At 70.6% G+C, this 10,987-nt stretch carries 14 protein-coding genes; 3 read left to right on the plus strand and 11 right to left on the minus strand.

The window, feature by feature from the left end:
• From E1266_RS30485 to E1266_RS30505, 5 genes are all read right to left on the minus strand, one after another.
• Positions 1-430, minus strand: a 430-nt coding sequence (locus E1266_RS30485) for a hypothetical protein (protein WP_207946005.1), incomplete at its 3' end; no start/stop codon positions are given.
• Positions 431-493: 63 nt separating this feature from the next.
• Complete coding sequence (locus tag E1266_RS30490; protein WP_132052923.1) at positions 494-871, minus strand: SEL1-like repeat protein; 378 nt, start codon at positions 869-871, stop codon at positions 494-496.
• 164 nt (positions 872-1,035) lie between these two features.
• Entirely contained in the window at positions 1,036-1,461 is a 426-nt protein-coding gene (locus E1266_RS30495) for a DUF6292 family protein (RefSeq protein ID WP_132052925.1), read from the minus strand.
• A gap of 221 nt (positions 1,462-1,682) precedes the next feature.
• Positions 1,683-2,018 (minus strand): hypothetical protein, encoded by a 336-nt coding sequence (locus E1266_RS30500; RefSeq protein ID WP_165966272.1) that lies wholly within the window; start codon positions 2,016-2,018, stop codon positions 1,683-1,685.
• Positions 2,019-2,064: 46 nt separating this feature from the next.
• On the minus strand, positions 2,065-2,268 hold the full coding sequence (locus E1266_RS30505; RefSeq protein WP_132052929.1) for a hypothetical protein: 204 nt from the start codon (positions 2,266-2,268) through the stop codon (positions 2,065-2,067).
• A gap of 247 nt (positions 2,269-2,515) precedes the next feature.
• Between E1266_RS30505 and E1266_RS30510 the strand changes: the two genes are divergently transcribed.
• Together E1266_RS30510 and E1266_RS30515 are read left to right on the plus strand one after the other, a co-directional pair.
• Positions 2,516-3,403: a GntR family transcriptional regulator gene (locus E1266_RS30510; RefSeq protein WP_132052931.1), complete on the plus strand. Its 888-nt coding sequence runs from the start codon at positions 2,516-2,518 to the stop codon at positions 3,401-3,403.
• Between the two features lie 137 nt (positions 3,404-3,540).
• On the plus strand, positions 3,541-4,200 hold the full coding sequence (locus E1266_RS30515; protein WP_132052933.1) for a GNAT family N-acetyltransferase: 660 nt from the start codon (positions 3,541-3,543) through the stop codon (positions 4,198-4,200).
• Here the strand turns inward: E1266_RS30515 and E1266_RS30520 are convergent.
• Positions 4,178-4,465 carry a hypothetical protein gene (locus E1266_RS30520; RefSeq protein WP_165966273.1) on the minus strand — a complete coding sequence of 96 codons (288 nt, stop codon included), beginning with the start codon at positions 4,463-4,465 and terminating at the stop codon, positions 4,178-4,180. The two genes, E1266_RS30515 and E1266_RS30520, sit on opposite strands and share 23 nt — an antisense overlap.
• Before the next feature lie 338 nt (positions 4,466-4,803).
• Here E1266_RS30520 and E1266_RS30525 point away from each other — a divergent pair, with 338 nt between their 5' ends.
• A complete protein-coding gene (locus tag E1266_RS30525; RefSeq protein WP_132052937.1) occupies positions 4,804-6,135 on the plus strand; it encodes a cyclic nucleotide-binding domain-containing protein in 1,332 nt (443 codons plus the stop codon).
• 6 nt (positions 6,136-6,141) lie between these two features.
• On the opposite strand, the gene E1266_RS30530 is transcribed toward E1266_RS30525, so the two are convergent.
• From E1266_RS30530 to E1266_RS30550, 5 genes are all read right to left on the minus strand, one after another.
• Positions 6,142-6,423, minus strand: a complete 282-nt coding sequence (locus E1266_RS30530; protein ID WP_132052939.1) for a GNAT family N-acetyltransferase — start codon at positions 6,421-6,423, stop codon at positions 6,142-6,144.
• 36 nt (positions 6,424-6,459) lie between these two features.
• Entirely contained in the window at positions 6,460-8,037 is a 1,578-nt protein-coding gene (cimA, locus tag E1266_RS30535; protein ID WP_132052941.1) for a citramalate synthase, read from the minus strand.
• 244 nt (positions 8,038-8,281) lie between these two features.
• The gene (locus E1266_RS30540) at positions 8,282-9,385 is read right to left on the minus strand and encodes a branched-chain amino acid aminotransferase (protein ID WP_132052943.1); all 1,104 of its coding nucleotides are present in this window, start codon (positions 9,383-9,385) and stop codon (positions 8,282-8,284) included.
• A gap of 171 nt (positions 9,386-9,556) precedes the next feature.
• Positions 9,557-10,612, minus strand: a complete 1,056-nt coding sequence (locus tag E1266_RS30545) for a 3-isopropylmalate dehydrogenase (RefSeq protein ID WP_132052945.1) — start codon at positions 10,610-10,612, stop codon at positions 9,557-9,559.
• Positions 10,613-10,650: 38 nt separating this feature from the next.
• Positions 10,651-10,987, minus strand: a 337-nt coding sequence (locus tag E1266_RS30550) for a (2Fe-2S)-binding protein (protein ID WP_132052947.1), incomplete at its 5' end; no start/stop codon positions are given.

The following is a 10,987-nucleotide window of genomic DNA, read 5'->3' on the forward strand; positions in this document are numbered from 1 at the left end:
GGGCCTGCGCGTACGCCGGGGCGGGCATCGCGAACACGGCCGCCTCCGGCGCGGACCGCACGGACGGGAGCGGCACGTCGGTGACGGTGTTCGAGGATTCCGGACCGTCGGTGACGGTGTCCAAGGTCTCCGGGCCGTCGGTGAGGGTCGCGGGCGCCTCGTCGTCCATGCCGGGGATCAGGGAGTCCTGGAAGGTCACGTCCAGGTCGTCCTCGGGATCGTCCTCGACGAGATCGTCCTGCGGGACGTCCTGGAGGGTCGCTCCGGAGCCGGCGAGGTCGTCCACGGGCCGGTCGACGAAGGTCGCCTCCGGGCCCGCCGCGGCGGTCTCGGATTCGGCGGCCCGGCCGCGGACGCGGAACTCGGCGGTCGTCTTGTGGTCCGGGGGAACGTACCCGGGCTCCTCGCCGCTCAACTCGTCACCCTCCACTCGTCGATCTCATGGAGTCCGACGACGGGCACGGCGATTCGGTTCAGAGGTACCGCGAACCGGTCAGCCGGCGGGGGTCGGCTCCAGGCCGCGGCGGGCCGCCTGGCGCAGCTGCCGGTTGAGCGTGTCGGTGATGAGCTCGATGGCGTCCGGGGTGGTGGCGTTCTGGGCGCCGCTGAGCCAGCGGGTGGCCTCGGCCAGCAGGTCCTCGGCCGAGACCGAGTCGTCGGCGGCGCCCGCGTCCGCCCTGCGCCCGAGGACGGCGCCGAGCCGCAGCGCGGCGGCGGGGCGGCCGGACTCGGCGGCGCGCCGGTACCAGTCCGCGGCCTGCTTCAGATCGCCTTCGCGCTCGTACATCTCCCCCAGGCCGAAGGCCACGTCCGCCCACGTGCCGTCCGTCGGACGCCCGAGATCCTCGGGGCTCCAGCGTCGGACAGGCATGCGATCACTCCGGTGGTTCGGGTCGGTGGATGACGGCGCGCGGAAGGCTCGCACGCGCCGTGCGGAACCCATGGTGGACGCTCCGCCCGAAATCCGCCACCGCTTTCGCCATGTTTGGCGAAATTCCTCCGGAAGCATTCCGTTACCGGCGCAAAGACCCCCGTTCAGTCGAACGACCGATTTTCGCCATACGAGTAGCGGGCGAGCCGGTCCTCGAACCCGTCGTGGCCCGCGGTGAAGGGGCGCAGCGGGGCCGGCGGCCCCGCGGCGACGCCGCCTTCCAGGAGCGCGGGGACGGCGCGGGGGTCGGGCAGGACCCCTCCGCCGAGCCGGACCGGGTCGCGCAGGACCGTCCGGACGCCGGGTTCACCGGAGATGTACTCGCCGAGGACGAATCCTTCGGACTCGTTCCACACGAGGGCCTGGAGCCCGAGGACGAAGGTCGCGTCCCGGGGGTGCGAGGGGTCGAGCCAAACCTTCGACAGCGGCGTTCCCCGTTCCTGAAGCGCGTCACCGACACGGGTGATGTATCCGCGGGTGGCTTCGACGAAGGGGTCCGGGTGAGGCAGGGGGCGAATACGGCCGATCACTGGATCATCCCTCTCTCTTCCGTCTCCTAGAAGTATGAGGGAAAAGATCCGTTATGTCCCGTTTCCTAGGGTAGAAATCTTCCTGAAGGCAGCACGAACAGCCCCCTTCACCCCATTCCTCCCTTCGCTACCCCTCGTCATCGGGTGGGGAGACCGGACGGTGCCGTGCGCGGGGGCCCCGTCGCCCCCGCGGGGCAATCAGCGTCGCCCCCGCGGGGCAATCAGCGCGCCGCCAGGGTGACCGCCTGGCGGTGCCGCGGCCGCGCACGGGGGCGAGGAGGCGCCGCGCAGGCCAGCCGAGGCACGAGGACCGCGGCGAACCCCGCCGCCGAGCAGGCGGCCGCCAGCCGCGCCGGCACGCCCGCGCGCCGTCCCAGCTCGGCCGTGATCACCAGGACCGCGATCCCGGTGACCACGACGTGCACGCCTCCGGCCCACGGCTCCCGCACGCGAGGCGCGGAAACCGGCGTCAGCACCAGCAGCGCGTTCGCGCACTCGCTGGGCTCCTCCCACACGCCCGGCGCACCCGGCGCCGGCTCTGTCCGACTCTCTTCCACCTCGAACTCTCCTTAGGTCAGCGGCCCGCCCCGCGGCGACCGGAGATCATGTGGTGCGGGGGCCCGACCGTGCTTCGCCGACCGGCACCACCACGTTGACCAGCGGCGCGATGCGGCCGAGCGACGGCCGGGGCCGGGCCTCCTGGCTGGCGAATCGCAGGTTCTTCGTGCGCACGCCCATGAGCAGGACGTTGAGGACGAAGACGAGGAACAGTGCGGTGGGAACGAGGACCCACAGGGCGACCAGCATGGTTGAACCCTCCTCCGACTGGTTCGGGATATCGCTTACATCCGAAAGTTCCTACTGCTAGTGTTGTCCGGGTTCTTAGCTGGTTGACTTGTACCAACAAGTGTCCCACCAAAGGTGTTACCCTTTTTCGAGGTTGCAAACACGTTGGGCGGGAACTACTTGTTTAGATCATGTAGTCCGGTTCGATGTACATCCCTCGTCGGGGGCGGGGGCACGACCGTGAGCAGGCCGGGAAGGGAGCGGACCCATGGCCCGTACGACGCCTCGCCGCTGGCGCGACATCGCTACTGACCTGCTCCAGCGCATCGAGGCCGGGGACCTCTCGCCCGGGGACGGCTCGTCCGGGCGGCGCCGCCTCCCGCCCGAGAAGGAGCTGGAGTCCTACTACGGCGCGTCCCGCAACACCGTCCGGGACGCGCTGTCCTGGCTGCAGCAGCAGGGCTTCGTCGTCTCCGAGCAGGGCAAGGGGACCTTCGTCGTCCACCGGCCCAACATCGTCCACGTGACGCTCTCGGCGGCCGAGCTGGGGCTGGCGCCGGGCAACAGGTCGGGCCAGTGGTACAACCGGGACGCCTTCATCCCCGCGAGCCGCGAGGTGACGGTCTCCCCGGTGAAGGTGGAGGTCCAGGAGGGCACGAAGGTCATCGCCCGGTACCTCCAGACGAACCCCGGTTCGGAGTTCGTCTCCCGCCACCAGGAGCTGTTCCTCGACGAGCGCCCCTGGGCCCTGCAGACCTCGTTCTATCCGCTCAGCTTCGCCACCGAAGGCGCGTCCCGGCTGCTCTACCCCCGCGACATCCCCGAGGGCGCCGTCGCCTACCTCGGCGAGACGCTCGGCTACAGCGAGGTCGGCTTCCACGACGAGATCAGGGCCCGGATCCCCGACGAGAACGAGAAGCGGTTCTTCAACCTCGGCGACTCCGCGGCCGACGTCGTCTTCGAGACCGTCCGGACGGCGTACTCCCCCGACGGCAAGGCGTTCCGGCTCACCGTGACGGTATGGCCCGCCGACCGCACACGGCTGCACTACAACAACGGGAAGGTCCCGGACGACGTCCTCCGGACGCCCGGCCTGGGCCCCTCCGACCACGCTCCGCGCGAATCCCCGCCGGCCGACGACGCCGGAAGCGGATAGACCCCCGCCGCCCGACCGCGGCGGAGGTCTCGCAACCATTCGAATACGCCCCCCTTCCCGACCGCGTGTGGGAGCCCGAGGCACTCTCATGACCGGCCGGGAGGCGGGGGCTCGGCTTTTCCCGGAGTCAGGAGCACGTGGACACAGAGACAGGGGCCCGCCAACGCAGCCGGGCCACCCGAATCGGCTACCGCATCCGCCCAGCCCGGCCGGACGAACTCGATGACGTCCTAGGGCTCATCGACCACGCGGCCGAGTGGCTGCGAGAGAAGAAGAACACGACGCAGTGGGCCAACCCGTGGCCCAGCGTCGACGACCGCCGGAAACGCGTCTACGAGGCCCTGCTGAACCGCGAGACGTGGCTGCTGTTCGACAGGGAGCGCCTGATCGGCACCGTCAGCATCAGGCTGATCGGCCACGAGGAGCTCTGGACGGCGCGGGAGCGCGAGACCGAGGCCGTCTACCTGCACCGCCTCGTCGTCCACCGCGACTACACGGGCCTCGGCCTGGGCGCCGAGCTGATCGAGTGGGCCGGCCGCAAAGGAGCCGCGCAGCAGCGGAAGGCCGAGCTGATCCGGATCGACGTCTGGACCGACAACACCGAACTCCACGACTACTACCGCCGCCAGGGCTTCAAGGACGTCGCCATCCGCACCACCAGCGACAGAACGCCCTCGGGCGCGCTCTTCGAGAAACCGCTGCGCACGGGCCCGCCGAGCGCGGTCACCCGGATCACCGAACGGCGCCGGCCGCAGGCGATGCGGCGGGCCGAGCTCACACGAAGCGGACGAGCATGAGGTCGCTGTCGGGGGTCTCGCGCCAGTAGACCGCGCCCGGTTCGCGGGACATGTTCTCGACCTCGTTGGCGATGATCAGCGCCCGGTTGATGCAGTCGGTCTTGTTGTAGCCGGTCAGTTCCTGGAGGCGCTGCAGGGACTGGACGGCCTTGCCGGTCAGGTTGACCGTCACGCGCTCGCCCTGCGGGACCGCCTCGGCGCGGTGGGGGTCGTCGGCGTCCATGGTTCCACCCGAGTTGTCGGAGGCTGCTCGAGAGTTCGTCATGAGCGCGTACTCCAATCGGGGGCGGGGCCGGTCCGGCGGAGGCGCCGGGGCCGCCGCCGGGTGAGGCGAGGATACAGCCTTCCGTCAGCAAACCCATGCCCCTGGTACAGGGTGCACGTTAGTGGTTCCCCCGTCATTTGCCCCGGAAACCTCCGTTGACCCGTCTTCGCTTGATTGTCGCCATCAAGATAGCTCATAGTCACCTGACTTCATACATCAAATGTATGGTCTTCGTATGACTCTCATTGTAGCCTCAAGGTTGGGAGAAGTGGGGACACGACGAACGCCGGGAGGGCGGCGTACACTACGCCGCACCTTCCCGGGGGAAGGAATGATTCGTGAGCACCGACCGTTCCGCGGCGCGGCTGTGGAGGCAGGCGACCTCCCACGGCGGCACCGGCCTGCTGAACGCGAAGGTCACGACCCCCGTGACGCTCCTCGCCGTCCTGCTCGGATACGCACTGGACGGCTCGCCGGGAGCGATGGTCGTCGGCGGCCTGACGTTCCTGTCGCTTCCCGCGGTGACCATGACGAACGCGTTCGTCCAGTACATGCGGGCCGGGTCGCTGCAGGAGACGAGCGGGCCGCCGCCCGCTCCCCCGCCTTCGCTCGCCGGCCGCCTCCGGGTGGCCGAGCGCCTCCCCCTGCCCGACCGCTCCTATGACGGGACGACGTTCTGGGGCGCGCTGAGCCCCGGCGAGCGGCATGCGCTGTACGCCGTGGCGCGCCCCCACACGTACGGCAAGGAGGACGTGCTCTGCCGCGAGGGCGGGCCCGCGGGCGAGGTCATCGTGATCCTGGCCGGCTGGACGCGGGTGTCGGTCGAGGAGGGCCCCGACCAGCGGATCATCGCGTTCCGGGGTGCGGGCGAGCTCGTCGGCGAGCGGGCCGCGCTGATGGTCAAGGACCGGTCCGCCACGGTCACCGCCGAAGGCGACGTCCAGGCGCTCCGTGTCGGCGCCAGGGACTTCGCGGCCTTCCTGGACGGGAACCCGCGCGTCCGCGGCGTCCTGGAGCAGCAGGTCTACCGGCGGCAGACCGAGCGGCCCGCGCAGGACGCCGGCGCCCTGCCCGAGTGGTCGGGGGGCAACTGCACGGTCCTGATCACCGACATCACCGGGTTCAGCTCACCGGCGCGGACCGACGCCGACCGCAGGGACGTGCTGGAGACCATGTACCGGCTCCTGGACGAGGCGTTCACCGCCTCGGGCCTCGCCCTCGCGGACTTCTACCAGGAGGACCGCGGCGACGGCGCCCTCATCGTCGTCCCGCCGACCACGCCGACCGAGGCGGTCGTCGACCCGATGCTCGCGCACCTGGCCGCGGCGCTGCGCCGGCACAACCGGCGGGCCGCCGAGGCCGCCCGGATGCAGCTGCGGGCCGCGCTGCACGTCGGTCCCGTGCAGCGCGGCCCGAAGGGCGTCTCCGGCATCTCGATCATCACCGCCCGCCGGATGGTGGACGCGCCCGCGGTGAAGAAGCGCGTCGCCGAGACGGGCGCCGACCTGGCGTTCGTCGCCTCCGACTTCGTGTTCGAGAACGTGATCACGTCCGCCCCGGGGTTCGTCGACCCCGGCCGCTACGCGCGCGTGCGCGTCCGGCTGAAGGAGACGTCGCTGTCGGCCTGGCTCACGCTCGAAGGCGGAGAGTCGCAGCTCAGAGCCGTCTGAGGCCGGTCAGGCGGCCACCAGGTCCTGGTAGTCGGGGTGCTTGTCGATCCACCCCTTGATGAACGGGCACAGCGGGATGACGGAGAGGTTCTTCTCCCTGATGTCGTCCAGGACGCCGCGGGCGAGCGAACCGCCCACGCCCTTGCCCTTGAACGCCGGGTCGACCTCGGTGTGGTCGAGGGAGATGCCGCCGTCGCGCTTCCGGTACGTGACGAACCCGGCGAGTTCCCCGTCCAGCCTGATCTCGTAGCGGCTCTGCCCGGCGTTGTCGCTGATCTCGGTGCTCATGGTCCCGTTAATGCGTTCGGTGCCCGTTTGATTCCCTCAGCCGGCGTCGTATCCCGCGCGGAGCAGGCAGTAGGTGACGGCCTCCTCCAGGGCCTGCCAGGACGCGGCGATGACGTTGTCCTCCACGCCGACCGTGCCCCACTCGCGCTCACCGTCGCCGGACTCGATGAGCACCCTGGTGCGGGCGTCGGTGCCGTGCGCGCCCTCCAGGATGCGGACCTTGTAGTCGACGAGCTCCAGCCGCGCCAGCTCCGGGTAGAGGCGGCCGAGCGCGATCCGCAGCGCGTTGTCGAGGGCGTTGACGGGGCCGTTGCCCTCGCCGGTCGCGATGATCCGCTCGCCCTTGGCGTGCAGCTTGACGGTCGCCTCGCTGACCATGGACCCGTCGGGCCGGCGCTCCACGATCGACCGCCACGACTCGACCTCGAAGTGCCGCTGCCGGACGCCGGTCAGCTCTTCGCGCAGCAGCAGCTCGAAGGAGGCGTCCGCGGCCTCGAACGTGTAGCCGGTGTTCTCCAGGTCCTTGACCTTGTCGACGACGGCCTTGGCCTTCTCGCCGGACAGGTCGTAGCCCAGCTCGCGGCCCTTCAGCTCGACCGACGCCCGCCCGGCCATGCTGGAGACCAGCATCCGCATGTCGTTGCCGACGGCGGCCGGGTCGATGTGCTGGTACAGGTCCGGGTCGACCTTGACGGCGGACGCGTGCAGCCCGGCCTTGTGCGCGAACGCCGACAGCCCCACGTACGGCTGCTGCGAGGCGGGCGCGATGTTGGTGACCTCGGAGACGGCGTGCGCGATGCGGGTCATCTCGCCCAGCTGCGCGTCGGTGACGAGGTTCATGCCCCGCTTGAGCTGCAGGTTCCCGACGACCGTGAACAGGTTGGCGTTGCCGCTGCGCTCGCCGTACCCGTTCGCGCAGCCCTGGACGTGGGTCGCGCCGGCCTTGACGGCGGCGAGGGAGTTGGCCACCGCGCAGCCCGAGTCGTCGTGGCAGTGGATCCCGACGCGGACGCCGGCGGACACGACGTCGTGGACGACCTCGGCCAGCTCGTCCGGCAGCATGCCGCCGTTGGTGTCGCAGAGCGCGACGACGTCGGCGCCCGCCTCGGCGGCGGTGCGGACCGCCTCCAGCGCGTAGGCGCGGTTGGCCTTGTAGCCGTCGAAGAAGTGCTCGGCGTCCAGGAAGACCCGTTGGCCCTCCGCACGCAGGTGGGAGACCGTGTCGCGGATCATCGCGAGGTTCTCCGCCAGCGTCGTGCGGAGGGCCAGCTCGACGTGCCTGTCGTGACTCTTGGCGACCAGGGTCACGACGGGCGCGCCGGATTCGCGCAGCGCGGCCACCTGCGGGTCGTCGGCGGCCTTGACACCGGCCCGGCGGGTCGCGCCGAACGCGGTGAGCTGCGCGTGCTTCAGGTCCAGCTCGGTCCGAGCACGCCTGAAGAACTCGGTGTCCCTGGGGTTGGCGCCGGGCCAGCCGCCCTCGATGAAGCCGACGCCCAGGTCGTCCAGGTGCCGCGCGATGGCGAGCTTGTCGGGCACGGAGAGGTTGAGCCCCTCCTGCTGTGCGCCGTCGCGCAGGGTGGTGTCGTAGACATGGAACGCGTCGCCTTGCATGGTCGGAACCCCCAAGGGAGTGATCAGCGCCAGGGCACAAAAAAGACCTCTCACGGACGTGAGAGGTCTGCGCGCCGGCGTCGTCCAGTTAGCTGCTGCCGGCGCGCCAGCCGATAATCACGAGGCTGTGGCGCATGATGTCGTCCAGTCTGCCACACGGGTCGCGATGCTCGTGCCGCGTGTCCGGATGCTGAGACGGCGATTCCCCGGCGCGCATGGCGCCGGGGCTGCGCGAACACCGGGATCAGACGATTTTGTGGACCCAGCCGTAGGGGTCGGGGCGGGTGCCGTACTGGATGCCGACCAGTTCGCCGCGGAGCCGCATCGACACCTCGCCGGGCTCGCCGTCCCCGATCCTCCACTCGCGGTCGGCGCCCTTCACCCGGCCGACCGGGCTGATGATCGCGGCGGTGCCGCAGCCGAACACCTCGGTGATCTCGCCGGACGCGCAGCCGGACTGCCACTCCTCGATGCTGATCTTGCCCTCCTCGGCGGGGATGCCGAGGTCGGGGGCCAGCTTGAGCATGGAGTCGCGGGTGACGCCGGCGAGGAGCGTCCCGGTGAGCGCGGGGGTGAGGATGCGGGCCTGCGCGCCCGACCCGTAGACGAACATGAGGTTCATCGAGCCGACCTCCTCGACCCAGCGGTGCTCCACCGCGTCGAGCCAGACGACCTGGTCGCAGCCCTGCTCGACGGCCTCGGCCTGCCCGGCGAACGAGGCCGCGTAGTTGCCGCCGAACTTCGCCTCGCCGGTGCCGCCCTGCGCCGCGCGGGTGTAGTTCTGCGACAGCCACACCGAGACGGGCTTGATCCCGCGCGGGTAGTACAGCCCGGACGGGGACGCGATGACCGCGAACAGGAACTCGTCCGCGGGGCTGTTGACGCCGAGCGCGCGGGTGGTGGCGAACATGAACGGCCGCAGGTAGAGGCTGTGGCCCTCGGTGTCGGGGACCCAGTCCTTGTCGGTGCGGACGAGGAGCTCGATCGCGTCCACGAACAGCTGCTCGGGGATCTCGGGCATCGCCATCCGGCGGGCCGAGCGGTTCATCCGGGCCGCGTTCATGTACGGCCGGAAGGTGACGATCGACCCGTCCGGCTGCTTGTACGCCTTCAGGCCCTCGAAGAGCTCCTGCGCGTAGTGGAACACCTGGCTGGCCGGGTCCATGGGGATCGGGCCGTAGGGGTCCAGCCGCGCGTCGTGCCAGCCCCGGTCCGCCGAGTACCGGATGGTGACCATGTGGTCGGTGAAGTGCCGTCCGAAGCCGGGATCGGCCAGGACGCGCTCGCGTTCGGCGGCGCTCGCCGGGCGCTCGTTGCGCGTGATCTCGAAGTCCAGGGTGCTGCTCATCGCGGTTCGTCCTCTCGCGGATCGCCGGGGCGGCCCCTTTGCCGCTTCGGCTTCCTTAGTCCCTATTGTCGTACTTCGTCTAGTCCCACTCCTCATCTGCGCCGCGCGCACGAAAAACCGGGCGCGCCGCGTGGCACGCCCGGAGTGCTCGGTTCCGGCGGAGGCGTGCCCCTAGCCGGTTACTCGCTTGGCGATCGCGTCGCCGATCTGGGCGGTCGAGCGGGCGCCGAGCCCGGCCCGCTCGGCCAGGTCGTCGGACACGGCCTGCTCGACGCGGCGGGCCGCGTCGGCCGCGCCGACGTGGTCGAGCAGCATGGCGACGGACAGGATCGTGGCGGTCGGGTCGGCCTTGCCCTGCCCGGCGATGTCGGGCGCGCTGCCGTGCACCGGCTCGAACATCGACGGGGCGGTGCGGTCGGGGTTCACGTTGCCGGACGCGGCGAGCCCGATGCCGCCGGCGATCGCGGCCCCGATGTCGGTGATGATGTCGCCGAACAGGTTGTCGGTGACGACCGTGTCGAACCGCTGCGGCTGGTTCACGAAGAACATCGTCGCCGCGTCCACGTGCACGTAGTCGGTGGAGACCTGCGGGTACTCCTCGCCCACCCGCTTGAGGACGCGCTGGTAGAGGTCGCCCGCGAACGTGAGGACGTTGTCCTTGTGGACGAGGGTCAGCTTCTTCCGCGGCCGGGACGCGGCCACCTCGAACGCGTACCGGACGACCCGCTCGACACCGAAGGCGGTGTTCACGCTCTCCTGCGTGGCGACCTCGTGCGGGGTCCCCTTGCGCAGCACGCCGCCGACACCGGTGTAGGGGCCCTCGGTGCCCTCCCGGACGACGACCATGTCGATGTCGTCCGTCTTCACGCCCGACAGCGGCGTGGTGACGCCCGGGAAGAGCTTCACCGGGCGCAGGTTGACGTAGTGGTCCAGCTCGAACCGGGTCCGCAGCAGGAGCCCGCGCTCCAGGACACCGCTCGGCACGCTCGGGTCGCCGACGGCGCCCAGCAGGATGACCTCCTGCCGGCGCAGCTCGTCGAGGACCGCGTCGGGCAGCGTCTCGCCCGTCCGGTGCCAGCGGGCGGCGCCCAGGTCGTAGGAGGTCTGCTCGAACGCCAGGCCGCTGGACGGGGCGACGGCCTCGAGGACCTTGAGCCCCTCGGCGACGACCTCGGGACCGATGCCGTCACCCGGGATGACGGCCAGGCGAATGCTGCGGGAAGCCATGGGCGCACTCTACTGCAAACGTCTCACTGCTTGGGCCCTCATCTCAGATTCCGGGACAGGAGCCCGCAATCCCCGCACATGCCGCCACCTGGGACGCGGTGGTAGAGGCAGCAGTTGCGCCGGACGAACCCGTTTACCTCGAAGGCTCCCGCAGCGGCCAGCGGTTCACGCCCGAGCAGCTCCCGCACGAGCGCGTCCCGGAACCCTCCAGACGGCCCGACGTTGAGGCTCCCGGCTAGCGCAGACGCCGCGTTTCCCCACACCAGCCCGTCCGCGAGCGAGACGAACGACAGCATCGTCTCGCGCAACGCCCTGAGATGCCCGTCCAGAACCATGGGATGGACAAGGTCGGCGGCCTCCCCGACCCCCTCGACC

Source organism: Actinomadura sp. 7K534 (assembly GCF_004348575.1).
In the GTDB taxonomy this organism is placed as follows: domain Bacteria; phylum Actinomycetota; class Actinomycetes; order Streptosporangiales; family Streptosporangiaceae; genus Spirillospora; species Spirillospora livida.

Excerpts from the sequence above, each read along its gene's own strand:
- E1266_RS30490 (WP_132052923.1), bottom strand. The coding sequence starts at position 871 with ATGCCTGTCCGACGCTGGAGCCCCGAGGATCTCGGGCGTCCGACGGAC.
- E1266_RS30505 (WP_132052929.1), bottom strand. The coding sequence starts at position 2,268 with ATGCTGGTCGCCCTGTGGGTCCTCGTTCCCACCGCACTGTTCCTCGTC.
- E1266_RS30510 (WP_132052931.1), top strand. The coding sequence starts at position 2,516 with ATGGCCCGTACGACGCCTCGCCGCTGGCGCGACATCGCTACTGACCTG.
- E1266_RS30520 (WP_165966273.1), bottom strand. The coding sequence starts at position 4,465 with ATGACGAACTCTCGAGCAGCCTCCGACAACTCGGGTGGAACCATGGAC.
- E1266_RS30530 (WP_132052939.1), bottom strand. The coding sequence starts at position 6,423 with ATGAGCACCGAGATCAGCGACAACGCCGGGCAGAGCCGCTACGAGATC.
- cimA (WP_132052941.1), bottom strand. The coding sequence starts at position 8,037 with ATGCAAGGCGACGCGTTCCATGTCTACGACACCACCCTGCGCGACGGC.
- E1266_RS30540 (WP_132052943.1), bottom strand. The coding sequence starts at position 9,385 with ATGAGCAGCACCCTGGACTTCGAGATCACGCGCAACGAGCGCCCGGCG.
- E1266_RS30545 (WP_132052945.1), bottom strand. The coding sequence starts at position 10,612 with ATGGCTTCCCGCAGCATTCGCCTGGCCGTCATCCCGGGTGACGGCATC.